This window comes from Streptomyces sp. NPDC091289 (genome assembly GCF_044757365.1).
Taxonomy (GTDB): Bacteria; Actinomycetota; Actinomycetes; order Streptomycetales; family Streptomycetaceae; genus Streptomyces.
This window is the reverse complement of the sequence record NZ_JBIVUT010000001.1, coordinates 475070-495489: the sequence shown is the minus strand read 5'-3', so window position 1 is coordinate 495489 and position 20420 is coordinate 475070. Positions and strand designations below refer to the sequence as shown.

The following is a 20420-nucleotide window of genomic DNA, read 5'->3' as shown; positions in this document are numbered from 1 at the left end:
CACCTCAGATATCTCATCGACAAACAATCTCAATTGTTGAAATACATTACGCGAGTGCTCACGAAGGGAACCGCAAGGGGGTGGCGGAGACCTCAGCGACCCGCCGGGGGGACCGCGGCCAGCTCCTCGTTCATGGCGGCGAGGAAGCGCAGGACGGTCGTCAGCTCCGTCTCGCCGAAGCGCTCCCTGGCCCGTGCCGTGGCCTCGGCGAGCGGCAGGAAGTAGTCACGGGCGGCCGCGCGGGCGCTCGCCTCGTAGTACACGTGCACCACCCGGCGGTCGGCGCTCTCCCGGGCCCGACGGATGTGCCCGGCCCGCTCCAGCCGGTCCAGGCAGGCCGTCACCGCGCCGGAGGTGAGGCCCAGATGCTCGCGCAGCGCCCCCGGCGTCAGGGGTGACGGGGCGTCCAGGATGGCGGCGAGCGCGCTCACGTCCGTGGGGTGCAGCCGCTGGCTCGCCGCGAAACCGTGGGTCATCCGGTTGATCTCGCCGTTCATCCGGCGCAGCTCGACCGCGAACGTGTGGAGGTCCGTGAGCGGCGCCCCGGAATCCGCGGCGGTGCTCCGGTTCGGTCGGTCGTCGGCGCTGGTCACGCCTTCAGCGTATAGAACGGGCGTGGCTGCGGGCCGCCGGGGATCAGCGGCCCGCCGTGCCAGGATGCTCGGCATGGCTGAACGTGCACGGAGCTTCGGAGCGATGGCGCAGGCATACGAACGGTACCGGCCGGGATATCCCACGGAGCTGTTCGACCTGGTGACCGCGTACGCGGGCAGGCCGGTCCGGACGGCCCTCGAGATCGGCGCCGGGACCGGCAAGGCGACCCGCGTGTTCGCCCGACGGGGTGTCGCGGTCACGGCGACCGAGCCCGACGCGGCCATGCTGGCCGAGCTCCGCAAGCACGTGCCCGCAAGCGTCAGGGCGGTGCACGCCGCGTTCGAGGAGCTGCGACCGGGCGAGAGATGCGGACTGGTCTACGCGGCGGCGGCCCTGCACTGGACGAACCCGCAGGGGCGATGGCCGCGGATGGCCGCTCTGGTGGAGCCCGGTGGCGTGTTCGCCTCGTTCGGCGGGCCGATCCAGTTGGCCGACCCGGCGGTGGAGGAAGCCGTACGCGCGGTGCGAGCGCCGTACCTGGACAGCGACCAGATCCCGTCCCCGGACGGGACGCCTCCCGAGCACGCGATGCAGTGGCCGGGGACGGAGCTCCTGCGGTCCGAGTGGTTCACCGATGTGCGACAGGACGTGGTCGAACGGCGCTTGACCATGAGCGCCCCCGACTTCGTCGGCCACCTCTCGACCGTCTCCGCCTATCTCGTCCTGCCGCCCTCGGACCGGGAGCAGGTGCTCGAGCGGATCCTGCGGGTCCTGCCCGCGACGGTCGAGATCGCCGCGGACCTCACCGTCCATCTCGCCCGTCGGCGCGACGAGCGTTAGCCGTCATCGCAGGAAGTCCGAAAGGCCCGTCAGGAGCCGTTCCACGTCGGCCGTGTCGTTGTACGCGGAGAGCCCGACGCGCAGGCCGCCCGCCTCGCCGAGCCCGAGGTGGCGGGAGGCCTCCAGGGCGTAGAAGGATCCGGCGGGCGCGTGGACGCCGGAGCGGGCGAGGGCGCGGTAGGCGTCCGCCGCGTCCCGGCCCTCGAAGGTGAGCAGCAGGGTGGGGGTGCGTTCGGCGGCCCGGGAGCGCACTGTCACGCCGTCCAGTTCGCCCACCGCCTTCTCGATGCTCTCCCGCAGCGCCGTCTCGTGGGCGTCGATCGCCGCGTACGCCGACCGCAGCCGCTCGCGACGCCCGGCGTCCGCACCGGATACGGCATCGGCGCCCAGGCTCGCCAGGAAGTCCACCGCCGCGCGGGTCCCCGCCATCGACTCGTAGGGGAGCGTGCCGAGTTCGAAGCGCTCCGGTACGGCGTCGGTGGACGGCGCCAGCTTGTCCGGGCGGAGGGTGCCGAGCAGTTCGGGCCGGGCGGCGAGCACCCCGTGATGCGGGCCGAAGAACTTGTACGGGGAGCAGACGAAGAAGTCCGCCCCGAGCCGCTCCACATCCACCGTGCGGTGGGCGGTGAGATGGACCCCGTCCACGTACAGCAGCGCGCCGGCCCGGTGGACGAGCCCGGCGATGGCCGGGATGTCGGGCCGGGTGCCGATGAGGTTGGACGCGCCCGTCACCGCGACCAGCCGGGTCCGCCCGGTGATCTGCGCGCCGACCGTCTCCGGGGACAGCTCGCCGGTCGCCGGGTCGAAATCGGCCCACCGCACCACCGCACCCACGCGCTCGGCCGCCCGCACCCACGGGCGGATGTTGGCGTCGTGGTCCAGCCGGCTGACGACCACCTCGTCCCCCGGGTTCCAGGTCATGGCCAGGGTGCGCGAGAAGTCGTACGTGAGCTGGGTGGCGCTGCGGCCGTACACGATCCCGCCCGGGTCCGCGCCCAGCAGATCCGCCATCGCCCGCCGGAACCCGCGGACGATCTCCTCCGCGTTCACCTCCCCGGGCAGCGCGGCGCCCCGGATCGACAGAGGACGGCTCATCGCCTCGCCGATCGCGGCGATGACGGCGGCCGGGGTCTGGGTGCCGCCCGGCCCGTCGAAGTGCGCCGTGCCGGACCGCAGGGCGGGGAACTGTGCGCGCACCGCGTCGACGTCGTACGACAAGAGGGCTCCTCGATTCGCTGATTCGCTGCCGGGCTTCGCTGTCGGATCCCGCTGCCGGACCCGCCGCGATCATCGCAGGGCGGTGTCCTCCGGCGGAAGGAGTCGGGCCGGCCGGGGGCGCTTGCGGGGATGCCGCTTCTGCGCGGGCGCACCGCTCCCCGCCCGCATACGCGCCCGAGCGTGGAGCATCGGGTACCGGCGCACCGGAATGCGCCGTCTTTCGGCGTCGAGATGATCCTATGAAGGAATTGCTCGCACAAATGAACTCGCCTCGGTTGTGCGATTCGACTGTGCGATCCCGTTGTGCGTTCCTTCTCGCATTCCGTCGTCGGCAAATGCGTCGGAAGATTTCCGTGAGTCGGTCGTGATTAAAGCTGTGGGAACGGGAAATAGATGATCTGGGCTGATGGGGTCGGGGGCATCAGTTCACGCCACGGCCGAATGTCATCGGGGTCGGGTGTCTGAAAGTCGCCAGCGCGGGGGCCATGGTCGCCACCCGGGGTTCCTGTCACTCCCAAGGCTGCCCTGGCCTGCACTGATGCGATGCGATGAACTCTCTCCCCGGCACTGTCACTTGTGGAGGGTCACGGATGGACGAGCGCGAGCGATCTGCCGATGGCGAAATATATTCGGCCGACTTTTCGGTTGGACGGAAGAGTCGGGTAGGTAATTCACCTGCTCGGATCCTTCGCGCCGTCGCCTACCCCGTACTCCTCCTCGCGGTCGTATCCGTGAGTGCGGCCGCATTGTGGCTGAAATGGGATCCGGCGTGGGTCAGTTCACTTTTCCTGATCGGGGTCATCGCCTATCTGGCCCTTCTGGAACGGCTGATTCCTTATGACCGGAACTGGCACCCCGGAAAGGACGAATGGCGCTGGTACGGCATCTACTTCCTGCTCACCATGGCCGGAAGCGGTCTGGCGCAACTGCTGGTGGCGGTGACCGTCGGCCTGATCTCGCCGGAGGAGTCGGCCCACCACCTCTGGGTGGAGATCCCGGGCGCGCTGCTGGCCGGATCGCTCGTCAGTTATCTGGTGCACCGGCTGGGCCACCGGAACGCCCTGCTCTGGCGACTGCACGGAGTGCATCACGTGCCGGACAAGGTCAATGTCGCCAACAACGGCGTCAACCACGTCCTGGACATCGTCCTGGCCCAGAGCCTCGTCCAACTGACCCTGGCCCTCGTCGGATTCTCCCGCACCGCCGTGCTGGTGGTAGGACTCTTCGTCGCCGCCCAGGGCTACTTCGTCCACGCCAACATCGATGTCCGCATCGGACCGCTCAACCATCTGCTGGCCAGCCCCGAGCAGCACCGACTGCACCACAGCACCGATCTGTCCGAAGCCGGCCACTACGGCTCCGACCTGTCGTGCTGGGACCACCTCTTCGGCAGCTTCACCTGGCGTCCCGGCCGCGAACCCTCCGCCGTCGGCCTCCACGACCCCACGACCTTCCCCGGCACCGGCGAGATCCTCGCCGCCCTCCTGCACCCCTGGCGACGCCGGCCGGCCCCGGGCCCCGGGCCGGAGTGACCGCCGCCCCCTGACGCTCCACCACGACTTGAGGAGTTCGAATGGCCGACGCGAACAACCGGGCGTTACGCGACAAGGTGGCGATCATCGGGATGGGCTGCCGCCTGCCCGGCGGCGCCTCGGACCACCGCACGTACTGGCGGAATCTGGTGGCGGGCAAGGACTGCATCACGCCCACCCCGCCCGACCGGTACGACGTCCGTACGCTCGGCAGCCGGTTCCGCGACAAACCCGGGCGCCTCGTCGGCGGCCGCGGCGGATACATCGACGGCTTCGACGAGTTCGACCCCGCGTTCTTCGGCATCAGCCCCCGCGAGGCCGACCACATGGACCCGCAGCAGCGAAAGCTTCTCGAAGTGGCGTGGGAGGCCCTGGAGGACGGCGGCCAGCGGCCCGCCGACCTCGCCGGCGGCAACGTCGCCGTGTACGTCGGCGCGTTCACCCTGGACTACAAGATCCTGCAATTCGCCGACCTGGGCTTCACCTCGCTGGCCGCCCACACCGCGACCGGCACCATGATGACGATGGTGTCGAACCGCATCTCGTACTGCTTCGACTTCCGCGGCCCCAGCCTCTCCATCGACACCGCGTGCAGCTCCTCCCTGGTCGCCGTCCACCTGGCCTGCCAGGCGCTCGACAGCGGGGAGAGCGACCTCGCGCTGGCCGGCGGCACCCTGCTGCACATGGCCCCGCAGTACACCGTCGCCGAGACGAAGGGCGGGTTCCTCTCGCCCGAGGGCCGCTCCCGTACGTTCGACGCCGCCGCCGACGGCTACGTACGGGCCGAAGGCGTCGGCCTGGTCGCGCTGAAGCGGCTGGACGACGCCGTACGGGACGGGGACCGGATCCACGCGGTGATCGCCGGCAGCGGCGTCAACCAGGACGGCCACACCAACGGCATCACCGTGCCCAACGCCGACGCCCAGGTCGACCTCATCCGCCGGGTCTGCGCCGAGGCGGGCATCACCCCCGGCCAGCTCCAGTACATGGAGGCGCACGGCACCTCGACCCCGGTCGGCGACCCGATCGAGGCGAACGCCCTGGCCCGCGCGCTGGCCATCGGACGGGCCCCGGGCGCCCGCGCCTACGTCGGCTCGGTCAAGACGAACATCGGCCACACCGAATCCGCCGCCGGGATCGCCGGGCTGATCAAGACCGTCCTCAGCATCGAGCACCGGACGATCCCGCCCCACATCAACCTGGAGAACCTCAACCCCGCCATCGACCCGGCGACCCTGCCCTACGAGATCCCCACCCGGCCCACCGCCTGGCCCGAGCACGAAGGGCCCGCCCGCGCCGGGGTCAACTCCTTCGGGTTCGGCGGCACCAACGCCCATGTCGTCCTGGAGGAGGCCCCGCCGCCCACGACCGACGCTCGTCCCGCCGAAGCCGCCGCGCGATTCTGGAGCATTCTGCCGCTCAGCGCTCGCAACCCGGACGCCCTGGCCGAGATGGCGGCCGGGATCCGGGGCGAACTGGCGGGCGACCACGGCCCCGCCGTGGCCCTGGACGACCTCGGCCACACCCTGGCCCACCGCCGCCAGCACCTCCCCGAGCGGCTGTCCGTCGTCTACTCCTCCCGCGCCTCCCTCGACGAGGCCCTGGCCGCCCACGAACGCGGCGAACCCCACCCCCGGGTCGTCCACGGCCGCGCCCGGGAGGCCGCCGACCGGCGGCTGGTGTGGGTCTTCACCGGCATGGGCCCCCAGTGGTGGGGCATGGGCCGCCAACTGCTCGCGGAGGAGCCGGTCTTCCGCGACGCCGTCACCGCCTGCGACCGGGCGCTGCGGGAGTTCGCCGACTGGTCCCTGATCGAGGAGATGACCGCCGACGAGTCCGTCTCCCGCATGAGCGAGACCTGGCTCGCCCAGCCCGCGAACTTCGCCGTACAGGTCGCCCTGGCGGCCCTGTGGCGGTCCCACGGGGTGCGCCCCGACGCCGTGGTCGGCCACAGCACCGGAGAGATCGCCGCCTTCCACGCGGCGGGCGTCTACTCCCTGCGGGACGCGGCCCGGATCGTCGTCCACCGCAGCCGCCTCCAGCAGACCCTGGCCGGCACGGGCGGCATGCTCGCCGTGAGCCTGTCGGAGGACGAGGCGGAGCGCCGCGTGCGCCCCTACAGCGACCGGGTCTCCATCGCCGCCGTCAACAGCCCCACCGCGATCACCCTGGCCGGGGACGAGGCGGCGCTGACCCTGCTGGCCGAGGAGCTGCGGGCCGAGCAGCAGTTCGCGAAGTTCCTCACTGTCGAAGTGCCCTACCACAGCGTCGGCATGGAGCGGATCAAGCATGAACTGCTGACGGAGCTCGCCCCGTTGGAGCCACGCCCGGCCCAGGTGCCGCTGTATCTCACCGGCGTCGAGGGAACCGCCCGGGGCGAGGAACTGGACGCCGCCTACTGGTGGAAGAACGTCCGCGACCGGGTGCGCTTCCGCTCCGCCGTCGACCGGATCGCCGCCGACGGCCACCAGGTGTTCCTGGAGATCGGCCCGCACCCGGTCCTCGGCCACGCGATCCGCGAATGCCTGGACGCGGGCGGCACGTCCGGACTCACCGTGCCCTCGATCCGCCGCCGGGAGAACGAGAGCGAGCGCTTCGCCGCCTCCCTCGGCTCGCTCCACAACCTGGGCGTTCCCATCGACTGGGACCTGCTCCAGCCGGCCGGCCGGCCCGTCACCCTGCCCCGCCACCCCTTCCGGCGCGACCGCCACTGGACCGAACCCGGACCGGTCGCCCAGGTCCGCCTCGGCCACCGGGACCACCCCCTCCTCGGCCGCCGCACCGACGCCACGGAACCCACCTGGCAGGCCCGTCTGGGCACCGAGGACCTGCCCTACCTCGCCGACCACCGCATCCAGGACACGGTGGTCTTCCCCGCCGCCGGCTATCTGGAAATGGCGGCCCAGGCCGTTCTGCGGCTCACCGGCGGCACCACCGCCGTCCTCGCCGACATCGATCTGCGCAAGGCGCTGTTCCTGCCCGACGGCGAGGACCGGACCGTGGAGGTGTCGCTCTCCCCGGAGAACGCCGCCTTCACCATCGCCTCCCCGACCGGGGACGACGGAGAGCGCGCCGTGCACGCCCGGGGGATCGTCCGCACCGGGCAGCGCCGCCGCACCGACCCGCCGCTCGACGCCCCCGCGATCCGGTCCCGGTCCCTCCGACGTCTCGAAGGCCCCGACTGCTACACCGCCCTCGCCGCCCTCGGCTACCACTACGGCCCCGCCTTCCAGGCCATCGAGGAGGTCTGGATCGGCACCGGCGAGGTCCTCGCCCGGATCCGCCCGCCCCGGGCCATCGGCGACGACGCCGCCGGCCACCACCTCCACCCCGTCCTCCTCGACGCCTGCTTCCAGACGCTCCTGACTCCGCTGATCCCTCCGACCCCGCCGACCCCCGGAGGTCCCGCACCCGGCACCGGGATCAGGCTGCCGCTCTCGCTGGAGGAGGTCGCCCTCGAACCCATCGGCGACCAGCCGTTCTGGGCCCACGCCACCCTGCTCCCCGGCGACGCGGACACCACCCTCGGGAACATCGCCCTGTACGCCGACGACGGCACCCCGCTCGGCCGCGTCCACGGCTTCCGCGCCGCCGACGTGGAGAAGGCCGCCACCGCCGTCGCCCGGACCACGATCGACTCCTGGCTCGCCGAACCCGTCTGGACCGCCTGCCCGCCACTGCCCGCCGCGGGCACGGCCCGCGACCACGACTGGCTGGTCCTCGCCGACACCGGAGGTGTCGCGGACGCCTTCGCCGCCCTCGCCGCGACCCGGGGCGAACGCTGCCGCCTGGTGCGCCGGGGCGCGGCCTACACCGCCTCCGGCGACGGCGCCACGTTCACCGTCGACCCCGGATCCGACGCCGATCTGCGCCGTCTCCTCGCCGACCTGGACCGCGACGGCGGCCCCTTCCGGGGCACCGTCCTGCATCTGTGGAACCTCGACGCCCCCGCCCTCGCCGACTGCGACCGGGCCGCCCTCCGCGACCACACCGGCGCGGGCGCGTACTCACTGATCGCCCTCGCCCGGCTCCTCCTCGCCCGGGGCGGCGGGGGACGGCTGCACATCGTCACCCGTGGCGCCCAGCCCGCCCTCCCCGGCGAGGGGCCCGAACCCCTCGGCGCACCCGCCTGGGGCATCGGCCGCGTGCTGCGGCACCAGGAGCTGATCGAACACCCCGGCAAACTCATCGACCTCGACCCCCGGCGCCGGCCGGGACCCGACAGCGACCGGGCCGAGGCCGAAGCGCTCCTCGCCGAGGTGCTCAGCGACGACGAGGAGGAGATCGCCCTGCGCGACGGCGGCCGCCGCACCAGCCGCCTCCGCCCCGCCGAGGGCCTGACCCGGCCGCTGCCGCCGCGCCTGCGGGCCGACGGAAGCTATCTGGTCACCGGTGCGTTCGGCGCGCTCGGCCGGCTGCTGTGCCGCACCCTCGTACGCCGCGGGGCCCGCCGGATCGTCCTGGTCGGGCGCACCCCCGTCCCGGCCCGGGAGAAATGGGCCGGCACCGACCCCGCCACCGCCGAGGGCCGGGCCGTCGCCCTGCTCCGCGAGCTGGAGGCGCTCGGCGCACAGCCCGTCCTGGCGACCCTCGACATCACCGACGAGGACGCCCTGACCGGCTGGCTCGACGCCCACCGGCAGAGCGGGGCGCCGCCCGTACGCGGGGTGTTCCACCTGGCCGGACAGGTCCGCGACACGCTCGTCGCCGATCTGGACCGGGCCGCCTTCGACGCCGTCCACGACCCCAAGACCGTCGGCGCCCACCTCCTGCACCGGCACCTGCGGGACGAACCCCTCGAACACTTCGTGCTCTTCGCCTCGATCGCCTCCCTGCTGACCACGGCCGGCCAGACCAACTACGCCGCCGGGAACGCCTTCCTGGACGCCCTCGCCCACCACCGCCGCGCCCGGGGCCTGCCCGCGCTCAGCCTGGACTGGGGCCCCTGGGCCACCGGCATGATCGAGGAACTCGGCCTGGTCGACCACTACCTGCACAGCCGGGGCATGAGCTCGCTCTCCCCGGACGCCGGCATGGCCGTCCTGGAACGCGTCATCGGCCAGGACCACGCCCAGCTCGTCGTCGCCACCGTCGTCGACTGGCCCGTCTTCCTCGCCTGGTATCCGTCCCCGCCGCCCCTGGTCGCCGACCTCGCCGCGGCCGCCGCCCCACCGGGCGACGCCGCCTCCGGCAACGGATTCCTCGACACCTTCCGCGCCGCCGACGAGGAGACCCGCCGCACCCTGGTCGCCGAGCGGTTCGCCACGCTCGCGGCCACCGTGCTGCGCACCGGCACGGACCGCATCGACCCCGCCACCGGCCTCGGTGAACTCGGCCTCGACTCGCTCCTCGCCATGGAGCTACGGGCCCGGATCCACGCCGAACTCGGCGTCGCCCTGCCCGTGGTCGCCCTCCTCAGCGGCACCCCGGCCGGGGAACTCGCCGCCCAGCTCCACGACGGCCTCAGCGCCCTGGCCTCGGCCGACACCCCCGACGGGGCGGCGGGCCCGGTCGAACTCCACAGCGACGAGCGGCAGTACCCGCTCACCCAGAACCAGAAAGCGCTCTGGTTCCTCAAGCACCTCAACCCCGACGGCTACGCGTACAACATCGGCGGGGCCGTCGAGGTGAACGTCGCCCTCGAACCGGACCTGATGTTCGAGGCCGTCCGCCGCCTCATCGCCCGCCACCCGGCGCTGCGCACCAACTTCCTCCTGGTGGACGGCCAGGCCGTGCAGCGGGTCTCCGAGGACGCCGCCACCGACCTCGCCCTCTTCGACGTCCAGGGCGAGGACTGGGAGTCCATCCACGCGACGATCGTCCAGGAGTACCGCAAGCCCTACGACCTCGCCCACGACCCCTTGGTCCGCTTCCGCCTCTTCAAGCGGGGCCCGGACCGCTGGATCATCATGAAGGCCGTCCACCACATCGTCTCGGACGCCATCTCCACCTTCACCTTCATCGAGGAACTCCTCAGCGTTTACGAGGCGTTGCGCCGCAACCAGGAACCGCAGCTCCCTCCGATCGAGGCCCGCTACCTCGACTTCCTCAACCAGCAGAACACCTTCCTGGCCGGGCCCGGGGCGGCCGGCATGCTCGACTACTGGCGCACCCACCTGCCGGCCGAGGTCCCGCTCCTGGACCTCCCCGTCGACAAACCGCGCCCGGCGGTCCAGACCCACAACGGGGCCTCCGAGTTCTTCGTCCTCGACGACGCCCTCAGCGCCCGCGTCCACGCCCTGGCCCGCGCCCACGGCGTCACCCCGTTCATGGTGCTGCTGAGCGCCTACTACCTCCTGCTGCACCGCTACTCCGGGCAGGACCACATCGTCGTCGGCAGCCCGGTGACCGGCCGCACCCGGCAGGACTTCTCCTCCGTCTACGGCTACTTCGTCAACCCGCTGCCCCTGCACGCCGATCTGTCCGAGGACCCGACCGTCGCCGAACTGCTGCAACAGGTCCGCCGGACCGTCCTCGGCGGCCTCGACAACCAGGAGTACCCCTTCGTCCTCCTCGTCGAGGAGCTGGGCCTCCAGCACGACCCCAGCCGCTCCGCCGTCTTCCAGGCGATGTTCATCCTCCTCACCCACAAGGTGGCGACCGAGCAGTACGGCTACCGCCTGGAGTACATCGAACTTCCTGAGGAGGAAGGGCAGTTCGACATAACGCTGTCCGCCTACGAGGACGAGGCCGAGGGCCGCTTCCACTGCGTGTTCAAGTACAACACCGACCTCTTCCTCCCGGAGACCATGCGCCGCATGGCCGCCCACTACACCCGCCTCCTCGACCGGATGACCCACGCCCCGGGCGAACTGCCCGCCTCCCGCCTGGAGATGCTCGGCGACCGGGAGCGGGAGCGGCTCGTCGGGGAGTGGAGCCGCCCCGCCCTGCCGCCCGACGGGCCCCGGGACGACGCACGGGAAGAGCCGTTCACCCCGGTCCAGGCACGCATCGCCCGCGTCGCCGCCGAGCGCCCCTCGGCCGTCGCCGTGACCATGCCCACCGCGAGCGGCGGGGCGCACCGGCTGACCTACGCGGAACTGGATCGGCGGGCCGCCGACACCGCCGCCCGGCTGCGGGCCCTCGGCATCGGCGACGGCTCGGTGGTCGTCCTGTGCCTGGACAAGTCGCCCGAGCTGATCGTCGCCCTGCTCGCCGTGCTCAAGGCCGGCGCCGCCTATCTGCCGCTGCGGCCCGACCAGCCCGCCGACCGGCTCGCCCACCTCGTGACGGCCACCGGCGCCGGACTCGTCCTCGTCGCGGACGACGCCGGACCGGAGCAGACCGGGGCCCTGACCGTCCCGACACTCACCCTCGCCGCGCTCGACCGCACCGCACCGCATCCGGACGGACCGGCGCCCGAGGCGGGCCCGGACTCACCCGCGTACATCATCACCACCTCCGGATCCACCGGCCGCCCCAAGGCCGTCCGCGTCAGCCACCGCAACCTCGCCTCCGCCCACGCCGCGTGGCGGCAGGAGTACCGGCTGGGGACCGACGTCCGGACGCACCTCCAGATGGCCGAATCGTCCTTCGACGTGTTCACCGGCGACCTGGTGCGCGCCCTGTGCTCGGGCGGGACCCTCGTCCTGGCCGACCGCGACCTCCTCTTCGACACCACCCGGCTCTACCGGACGATGCGTCAGGAGCGGGTCGACTGCGCCGAGTTCGTCCCCGCCGTCGTCCGTGCGCTGATGGACCACTGCGACCGGGAGGGGCTGCGGCTGGACTTCCTGCGGCTGCTGGTGGTCGGCTCGGACGCCTGGAGCGTGGGGGAGTACCGCAGGCTGGCCGAGCTGTGCGGACCGGGCACCCGCCTCGTCAACTCCTACGGCCTCACCGAGGCCACCATCGACAGCGCGTACTTCGAGGGTCCCGTCGACGACCTGGAACCCGGCGCGATGGTCCCCATCGGCCGGCCCCTCCCCAACAGCACCCTCCATGTCCTCGACACCCACGGCGAACCCGTCCCGCCCGGTGTGCCCGGCGAACTCTGGATCGGCGGCGACGGCGTCGCCCTCGGCTATGCCGGGGACCCCGAGCAGACCGAGGAGCGGTTCGTCACCCGTACGCTCGGCCGGGACGCGCACGCCCGGCCCGAACGGCTCTACCGCACCGGCGACATCGCCCGCTGGGACGCACACGGCCGGGTGCACCTGCTCGGCCGGACCGACGGACAGGTCAAACTGCGCGGCCACCGCATCGAGATCGGCGAGATCGAGGCACACCTCGCCCAGTGGCCCCCGATCGCCCGGGCGGTCGTCACCGTACGCACCGACACCGGGGGAGACGCGGCGCTCTGCGCCTACTGCGTCCCCGCGCCCGGCGCCTCCCTGGATGTCCGGGCCCTGCGCCGCCACCTGGCGCGCTCGCTGCCCTCGTACATGATCCCGTCCCACTTCACCGAACTGCCCGCCCTGCCGCTGACCACCAACGGCAAGGTCGACACGGCCGCCCTGCCGGCCCCACCGGCGGAGGCGGGGGACCGGCCGCACGAGGAGCCCGTGACCCTGTACGAGGTCAGCGTCGCCCGGCACTGGAAGACCCTCCTGGGCCGCGAACAGGTCGGTCTGGAGGACGACTTCTTCGAACTCGGCGGAAGCTCGATCAAGCTCATCGAACTCCTCCACCATCTGCGCACCGAGTTCGGCGTCGGCGTCCCCGTCAGCAGGCTCTACCAGGTCACCACCCTGCACGGCATGGCCGCCACGGTGGAGGACGTGCTGCTCGGCACCACCGCCGACGAACTGCCCAGCCTCACCTTCAACGCCGGACAGCACCCCGCCCTCTTCTGCTTCCCGCCCGCCGGCGGCCACGGGCTCGTCTACCGGGGCCTGGCCGCCCAGCTCCCCGACCACACCGTCATCGGCTTCAACTACCTCCCCGGCGACGACAAGGTCGCCCGGTACGCCGACCTGATCGAGGCCGCCCGCCCCGACGGCCCCTACCTCCTCCTGGGCTACTCCCTCGGCGGCAACCTCGCCTTCGAGACGGCCAAGGAGCTGGAGCGGCGCGGCCGCCACGTCGCCCACGTCGTCATCCTCGACTCCCGCCGCATCCTCGCCGCCTACGAACCGGACGCCTCCGGCATCGCCGCCTTCGAGGCCGAACTCGCCGACCACGTACGCAAACACACCGGATCCGACGCCGTCGCCCACGAGACCCTCGCCCACGCCGCCGAATACCTCGCCTTCTGCGGCCGCACCCCCAACACCGGCACGGTCGCCGCGACCGTCAGCGTGATCACCGACGAGGAGAAGGCCGCCCTCTACGCCGCCGGGGAGCACGGCACCTGGCACGGCAGCTCCACCGGCGCCACCGCCGTACTGCGTGGCTCCGGCGTCCACGCCGACATGCTCGACGCCAAACACCTGCCCCGCAACGCCGAGCTGGTGCGCTCCGTCCTGACGGGAGACGCGGCCCATGGCGGATGACGACCCCACCGACTGGACCAGCCGGGACCGCGCCCCGGGCACCCCGCCCCGCGTCATCGTCGTCGGCGCGGGCGTGGCCGGCCTCTCCACCGGCTGCTACGCGCAGATGAGCGGCGCCAGGACCCGGATCTTCGAGAAGCACGTGCTGCCCGGCGGCTGCTGCACCGCCTGGTCGCGCGACGGATACCTCTTCGACTACTGCATCGAGTGGCTCATCGGCACCGCCCCGGGCAACGACGCCCACCGGGTGTGGAGCGAACTCGGCGCGCTCGACGGCAAGACCGTCACCAACTTCGAGCTGTTCAACAAGGTCGAGGACGAGAGCGGCCGGTCGGTGACGTTCTACAACGACCCCGACCGCCTGGAGGCCCACCTCCTGGAGATCTCACCCGCCGACGCCCCGCTCATCCGGGCCTTCACCCGGGACCTGCGGCGCTTCATCGACATCGAGCTGTACCCGTTCCTCACCGCGCCCGCGCTGCGGACCGTACGCGAACGGGTCCAGACCCTGCGCACGGTGCTCCCCGCCTTCCGGCTGTTCTGGCGGACCGCCGCCACCCCGATGCACGTCTTCGCCGACCGGTTCCAGGACCCGCTGCTGCGCAAGGCGTTCCGCAACATCTTCTTCCAGGACCCGGAGGGCTTCCCGCTGCTGCCGTACCTCTTCAACATGGCAGCCGCCCACCACGGCAACGCGGGCTTCCCGCAAGGCGGTTCGCTCGGCCTCGCCCGCTCGGTCGAGGAGCGCTACCGGAGCCTGGGCGGCACGGTCACCTACCGGGCCCGCACCGAACGGATCCTGGTCGAGAACGACCGGGCGATCGGCATCGAACTCCGGGGCGGGAAAAGGTACTTCGCCGAACACGTGGTCTCCGCCTGCGACGGCCACACCACCGTCTACGGACTCCTGGGCGGCCGGTACACCGGCCCCCGCATCGACAAGCTCTACACCGACCTCCTGCACCGCCCCGGCACCCTCTTCCCCGCCGTCGTCTCCGCCTTCGTCGGCCTGCGCGGCGACCTGGACCCCGACGAGGCGCACAGCACCACGCACCTCCTCGGCCCGGACGACGCGGCCCACCTCCCCGGCGCCCTGCAGGACAGCCTCGTCGTGCAGGCCCGCTCCCGCTACTCCGGCGGCTTCGCACCACCGGGCCACTCCGTCCTGCACTGCACCTACTTCAGCGACTACGCCCACTGGAAGGACCTGCGCACCAGGGACCGCAAGGAGTACCGCCGGCGCAAGCGCGAAGTCGCCCACTTCGTCCGGGACTTCCTCGAACGCCGCAGCCCCGGCACCGCCGAGCGCATCGACATCGTCGAAGTCGCCACTCCCGCCACGACCCACCGCTACACCGGCAACCTCGGCGGCTCCATCCTCGCCTGGAAGGCGTTCTCCGACGCCGACGACGTCGCCGCACGCCTGGTCGGCAAGGACCGGATGCGGCTGCCCGGACTGAGTGGCTTCTCCATGGCCGGGCAGTGGGTCGGCATGGGCGGCCTGATCCGCGCCGCCTCCACCGGCCGCTTCGCCGTCCAGTACCTCTGCCGCGAACTCGGCCTGGAATTCCGGGCCTGGGAGAGCAAGGGCGCCGAACCCTGGCACCCCGACAAGCTGGGACACCTGCCCCAGCTCGACCGGTGGTCCGCACGGGAGAGCGAGAACTCATGAGCGGAGACGGCAACGGGCCCCGGCGCGACGGCGGTGCGCGCCGGCCCCGGGAGACGATGATCATCATCGGGGCCGGTCTCGGCGGTCTCTCCACCGGCTGCTACGCCCGGATGAACGGCTACCGCACCCACATCCTGGAAATGCACGAGCTGCCCGGCGGCTGCTGCACCGCCTGGGAGCGCGGCGGCTTCACCCTGGACGCCTGCGTCAGCTGGCTCCTCGGCAGCGGCCCCGGCAACGAGATGCACCAGATCTGGCTGGAGCTCGGCGCCCTCCAGGGCAAGGAGATCCGCCACTTCGACGTTTTCAACATCGTGCGCGGCACGGACGGCCGGGCCGTCCACTTCTACTCCGACCCGGACCGCCTCGAAGCCCACCTCATCGCCCTCTCGCCCGCCGACGCCCGCCTCGTACGGAAGTTCTGCGCCCAACTGCGCAGCTTCCGCAAGGCATTGGCGGTCTACCCCTTCCTCAAGCCCGTCGGGCTGATGGGCCGCCGGGAGCGCTGGCGGATGCTCGCCTCGTTCCTGCCGTACGTCAACGCCGTACGCACCACGATCACGGTCCTGATGACCGACTTCTCCGCGAAGTTCAAGGACCCCCTCCTGCGGGAGGCCTTCAACTTCATCCTGTACGAGAAGCACCCGGCCTTCCCCGTCCTCCCGTTCCACTTCCAGCTCGCATCGCACGCCAACCTCTCCGCCGGCGTCCCCGAGGGCGGCTCCCTCGGACTCGCGGAGTCGATCGAGGCCCGCTACCGCCGGCTCGGCGGCGAGATCTCGTACAACACGAAGGTCGAGACGGTGATCGTCGAGGACGACCGGGCGGTCGGCGTCCGGCTCAGCGACGGCAAGGAACTCCGCGCCGACATCGTCGTATCGGCCTGCGACGGCTACACCACCACCATGAAGTTCCTGGAAGGCAAATACCTCGGCGAGGACTACCGCAAGCTCTACACCGAGACCATCCACGAACCCGGCATGGTCTTCCCCGGCTACTTCACCCTCTTCCTCGGCCTCTCCCGCCCGTTCCCCGAGGGCGACCCCTGCACGACGTACCTCCTCGACGAGGCCAGGGCCGCCGAACTGACCGGCATCCGCCACCCCAGCATCAACGTCCAGTTCCGCAGCCGCCATTACCCCGAACTGTCCCCGGACGGCACCACCGTCGTCTACGCCACCTACTTCTGCGACATCGCCCCCTGGCGCGCCCTGGACGAGGGCCCCGAACAGATCACCCGCACCCGCGGCGGCAAGGAGCTGCACACCCTGCCCGTACGGCACGGGCGCGGCTACTACGCGGCGAAACGGCGGGCCCGCGAAGCCCTCGTCGGCTTCCTGGAACAGCGCCACCCCGGCCTGCGGGACGCGATCGTCGTCCGCGACGTCTCCAGCCCCCTCACCCAGGTCCGCTACACCGGCAACTACGACGGCACCGTCCTCGGCTGGCAACCCTTCGTCGAGAGCGGCGAGACCCTCGAAGAGCTGATCAAGAAGCACGGCCCGGGCCTCCCCGGACTGCACGACTTCTACCAGTCCGGCGTCTGGGCCACCACCGGCGGGCTCATCCGGGCCGCCGCCGCCGGCCGCCACGTCATGCAGTTCGTCTGCCGCGACGACGACCGGCCCTTCACCGCATCGCTCGACCTCACCGCACCACCACCGACCCACCGGGTCATCCCCGTGCCCGTCCGCCCCGCCGCACCGACGGAGAGGAAGCCATGAAGATCGCGAAATGGGTGGTCCGCGAACACGTCGAGGGCGTGCCCGACGTGGACCGCGTCTACGAGAAGGTCGTCGAGAACGTCGACGTGACCCTCGCCCCCGACGAGATGCTCCTGCGCACCCTGTACGTCTCCGTCGACCCCTACCTCCAGGGCATCGCCCTCGACACCCCCATCGGCCGGCACATGGGCGCCGACTCGATCATGGAGGTGGTGGAGGCGGGCCCGCGCGCCGCACACCGCGCGGGCGACCTCGTCCAGGGCTTCGGCGGCTGGCGCACCCATGTGATCAGCACCGGCGCGGCCGAACTCTGGCAGACCGGCACGTTCCCCATGGTCTTCCCGGCGTACCGCAGGCTGGACCCCCGGTGGTACGACGACGCCCTGCCGCTGCCGACCGCCCTCAGCGTGATGGGCGGACCCGGCATGACCGCCTGGGGGACCCTCTCCAAGTACATGACGATCAGCCCCGGTGAGACCCTCGTCATCAGCGGGGCCTCCGGCGCGGTCGGCGCCCTCGTCGGACAGCTCGCCGCGCTCGCCGGCGCCCGGGTGATCGGCACCACCTCGTCCCCGGAGAAGGCGGACTACCTCACCGGGCTCGGCTTCGACGCGGTGATCGTCTACCGCCACGGCGACGGCGAGGCAACCGTCCGCGAGGCGCTCGCCCGCGCCGCCCCCGACGGCGTCGACCGGTACTTCGACAACCTCGGCGGCACCGTCACCGACGCGGTGTTCCCCATGCTCAACATCGGCAGCCAGGTGGCGGTGTGCTGGCAGTGGGCGACCCAGGTCGGCAACGAGGACACCGGCCCCCGGCTCCTGCCCTACCTGATGTTCCCGCGCGCCACCGTCCGCGGCATCTTCTCCCTGGAATGGTTCACCGACCAGAACTGGCAGGACCTCCACACCGAGCTGGGCGGCCGGGTCCGGCGCGGCGAGGTCGTCTGCGACCACACCCTGCACCACGGCTTCGACCGCATCCCCGCCGCCTACGGCAGCCTCTACGCCGACCGGGCGGCCAACCGCGGCAAGGTCCTCGTCGAGCTCTGACCCGCGAGGCCGGAAGCATCCTCACCACCCATCCCAGGAGGCACGTTGACCGCCACCGAGCCCACGCGTCCCGCGCCGGTGCCGATGCACCGCCTGCACTTCGAGAAACCCGGCCCGCCCTGCCCGACCGAGCTGCCCGGCGGCGGCCCCGCCTGGCTCGTCAGCCGGTACGACGACGTCCGGCAGGTGCTCTCCGACCCGCGGTTCGGCCGGGCACAGCTGTACGCCGCCGACGCACCGGCCCTCTCCGACGTACCCGACCTGGTGAACGACCCGGACCTGATGTTCAACCAGGACGGCCCCGGCCATCTGCGGCTGCGCCGCACCCTGCGGCGCGCGTTCACCCCGAGGGCCGTCGCCCGCTGGCGGCCGTGGATCGCCGCGATCGTCGACGAACTCCTCGACCGGCTGGAGACCCGTCCGCAACCGGCCGACGTGGTGGCGGAGTTCAGCCTCCCGCTGCCGGTGGCGGTGATCAGCCGGCTGATGGGGCTCGAGGAGTCCGCATGGGGCCGGCTGCGGCACTGGAGCGAACACGCCTTCTCCGACGGCACCCACGACGGGGAAGAAGTGGCGTCCTCCCTCGAGGAGTTCAGCGCGTTCGGCGCGGACCTCCTTGAGGAGCGGCGCCGGACGCCCGGCGACGACCTGATCAGCGGCCTGGTCGCGGCGGCCGACGAGGAAGGGGGCGTACCCGAGGCCCAGTTGGTCAGCCTGGTGTGCGGTCTGGTCGTCGGCGGCCACGACAGCACGATGACCATGCTCGGCAACGCGCTGCTCTACCTCCTGGGTGAACGCCGCGAGACCTGGGCCCTCCTCGGCGCCGACGAGGAGGCCGCCGGACGCCTCGCCGACCGCCTCGTCCACCTCGTCCCGCTGGGCGACGACCGGGGCAGCGCCCGCCACGCCGCCACGGACGTCGAGGTCGGCGGGGTGACGATCCCGGCCGGCGCGATCGTGCTCGCCGACTGCGGCATGGCCAACCGCGACCCCGAGGTCTTCCCGCCCGCCACCCTCCACGACCTGTTCGCCCCGCTGGAGGCCCCCACGCTCTCCTTCGGCGCCGGACCCCACTACTGCCTCGGCGCCTGGCTGGCCCGCACGGAGCTCCAGCTCGCCCTGCACCGCCTGGCCGCCCGCTTCCCCGGCCTGCGACTCGTGGAGCCCGCGGACGCGGTCGCCTGGCGCACCGGAACGACCTCCCGCAGCCCCCAGCGGCTCGGCGTCGGATGGTAGGGCCGCCGCTCAGCGGCCCCGGGCGCACAGGGCCGCGTCCACCGCACCCTGGAGATGACGCAGTCCCTCGCCCTCGGCCGTCCAGGTGGTGGTGTAGACGGTCACGGTGGCACGGCCCCCCGAGGCGCGCCCGCCGCCCACCGACCCGCCCGGCAGGTCCCCGCCGTGGCCCCAGTAGACGCCGCCGCAACTGAGCGGGACGGAAGCGACTCCGTAGCCGTACCGGCTTCCGGCGGGGTAGACGTCACGACCGCCGATATCGCTGGTGTCCCGGGTCATCAGGCGTACCGCCCACGTGGGGAGGAGCCGGCCGCCGAACAGCCCGTCCCAGAAGGCGTTCAGGTCCCGGGGGGTGGAGACGAGCCCGCCCGACGCACCGAACTCGTAGCCGGGAAGCTCGGTCACATCCACCCGTCCCGCCTCCGGATCGGCCGGGTGGACACCGTAGTTGCGGGCGTGCGGCCCGCGCAGGGCCAGTTCGCCCGGCGCCGGCCAGTAGGTGTCGGTCAGCCGCAGCGGCCGGAGGATCTCGCGCTCGATGTAGGTGCGGAAGCCGACCCCCGTCACCTGGTCGATCACCATCCCGAGCACCAGGTAGTTGGTGTTGGAGTAGCCCCAGTCGCCGCCCGGCTCGAAGACCGGCGGCTCCGCCAGGGCGAGCGCCAGATAGTCCTCGGGCGTGCCGGGCCGGTCCCAGTCGACCAGCGGTGTGTACTCCGGCAGCCCGCTGGTCTGCTTGAGCAACTGGCGTACGGTGACGGCGTGTCCGGCCAGCTGCGGTACGTGGTCGCCGGCCCGGTCGTCGAGCCGGATCCGGCCGTCCGCGACCAGCCGCATCACGGCCGTCGCGGTGAACGCCTTGGTGTTGCTGGCCAGCCGGAAGCTGCCCTTGGAGCCGACCATCGCGCGACCGGACTCCAGGTCCGCGACCCCGGCGGTCCGGGTGCTCCTGCCGTCGAACGCGAGAGCGCCCGGCACCCCGTCCCGCTCGACGAGCAGATCCAGCTGCCGCTGCACGGGGTCGGGCCGGTGCGCGGACGCCGCCGGGGCGAACGCCACGGCGAGCGTGGTGGTGAACAGAAGAGCGGTGGTGAGGCGCTTGCGGTACATGGGTCCCC

Annotated in this window: 10 protein-coding genes; 7 read left to right on the top strand and 3 right to left on the bottom strand. The window is 72.2% G+C overall.

Annotated elements, in window-relative coordinates; genetic code table 11:
- Window positions 1–92: 92 nt before the first annotated feature.
- Window positions 93–593, bottom strand: coding sequence for a MarR family winged helix-turn-helix transcriptional regulator (locus ACIQPT_RS02070; RefSeq protein ID WP_401151535.1), 501 nt, complete (start codon window positions 591–593; stop codon window positions 93–95).
- Between the two features lie 73 nt (window positions 594–666).
- Here ACIQPT_RS02070 and ACIQPT_RS02065 point away from each other — a divergent pair, with 73 nt between their 5' ends.
- Window positions 667–1434: a class I SAM-dependent methyltransferase gene (locus ACIQPT_RS02065; protein ID WP_401151533.1), complete on the top strand. Its 768-nt coding sequence runs from the start codon at window positions 667–669 to the stop codon at window positions 1432–1434.
- 3 nt (window positions 1435–1437) lie between these two features.
- On the opposite strand, the gene ACIQPT_RS02060 is transcribed toward ACIQPT_RS02065, so the two are convergent.
- Entirely contained in the window at window positions 1438–2652 is a 1215-nt protein-coding gene (locus ACIQPT_RS02060) for a cysteine desulfurase-like protein (RefSeq protein WP_401151531.1), read from the bottom strand.
- 590 nt (window positions 2653–3242) lie between these two features.
- Between ACIQPT_RS02060 and ACIQPT_RS02055 the strand changes: the two genes are divergently transcribed.
- Genes ACIQPT_RS02055 through ACIQPT_RS02030 form a run of 6 tightly spaced genes read left to right on the top strand, consistent with a single transcriptional unit; the run spans window position 3243 to window position 19302 of the window.
- Window positions 3243–4184 (top strand): sterol desaturase family protein, encoded by a 942-nt coding sequence (locus ACIQPT_RS02055; RefSeq protein WP_401151528.1) that lies wholly within the window; start codon window positions 3243–3245, stop codon window positions 4182–4184.
- Window positions 4185–4225: 41 nt separating this feature from the next.
- Window positions 4226–13618: an amino acid adenylation domain-containing protein gene (locus tag ACIQPT_RS02050; protein ID WP_401151525.1), complete on the top strand. Its 9393-nt coding sequence runs from the start codon at window positions 4226–4228 to the stop codon at window positions 13616–13618.
- Complete coding sequence (locus tag ACIQPT_RS02045; protein ID WP_401151523.1) at window positions 13608–15290, top strand: phytoene desaturase family protein; 1683 nt, start codon at window positions 13608–13610, stop codon at window positions 15288–15290. The genes ACIQPT_RS02050 and ACIQPT_RS02045 overlap by 11 nt, the downstream gene beginning before the upstream one ends.
- The gene (locus ACIQPT_RS02040; protein WP_401151521.1) at window positions 15287–17014 is read left to right on the top strand and encodes a phytoene desaturase family protein; all 1728 of its coding nucleotides are present in this window, start codon (window positions 15287–15289) and stop codon (window positions 17012–17014) included. The genes ACIQPT_RS02045 and ACIQPT_RS02040 overlap by 4 nt, the downstream gene beginning before the upstream one ends.
- Entirely contained in the window at window positions 17011–18066 is a 1056-nt protein-coding gene (locus tag ACIQPT_RS02035; RefSeq protein ID WP_401151518.1) for an MDR family NADP-dependent oxidoreductase, read from the top strand. Before ACIQPT_RS02040 ends, ACIQPT_RS02035 begins: the two co-directional genes overlap by 4 nt.
- 45 nt (window positions 18067–18111) lie before the next feature.
- Complete coding sequence (locus ACIQPT_RS02030) at window positions 18112–19302, top strand: cytochrome P450 (RefSeq protein WP_401151515.1); 1191 nt, start codon at window positions 18112–18114, stop codon at window positions 19300–19302.
- A 9-nt stretch (window positions 19303–19311) separates the two neighbouring features.
- On the opposite strand, the gene ACIQPT_RS02025 is transcribed toward ACIQPT_RS02030, so the two are convergent.
- Window positions 19312–20412, bottom strand: a complete 1101-nt coding sequence (locus ACIQPT_RS02025; protein WP_401151512.1) for a serine hydrolase domain-containing protein — start codon at window positions 20410–20412, stop codon at window positions 19312–19314.
- Window positions 20413–20420: the final 8 nt, after the last annotated feature.

Bases quoted from the DNA above. Each gene is read 5' to 3' on its own strand.
- ACIQPT_RS02065 (WP_401151533.1), top strand. From the start codon at position 667: ATGGCTGAACGTGCACGGAGCTTCGGAGCGATGGCGCAGGCATACGAA.
- ACIQPT_RS02055 (WP_401151528.1), top strand. From the start codon at position 3,243: ATGGACGAGCGCGAGCGATCTGCCGATGGCGAAATATATTCGGCCGAC.
- ACIQPT_RS02050 (WP_401151525.1), top strand. From the start codon at position 4,226: ATGGCCGACGCGAACAACCGGGCGTTACGCGACAAGGTGGCGATCATC.
- ACIQPT_RS02045 (WP_401151523.1), top strand. From the start codon at position 13,608: ATGGCGGATGACGACCCCACCGACTGGACCAGCCGGGACCGCGCCCCG.
- ACIQPT_RS02040 (WP_401151521.1), top strand. From the start codon at position 15,287: ATGAGCGGAGACGGCAACGGGCCCCGGCGCGACGGCGGTGCGCGCCGG.
- ACIQPT_RS02035 (WP_401151518.1), top strand. From the start codon at position 17,011: ATGAAGATCGCGAAATGGGTGGTCCGCGAACACGTCGAGGGCGTGCCC.
- ACIQPT_RS02025 (WP_401151512.1), bottom strand. From the start codon at position 20,412: ATGTACCGCAAGCGCCTCACCACCGCTCTTCTGTTCACCACCACGCTC.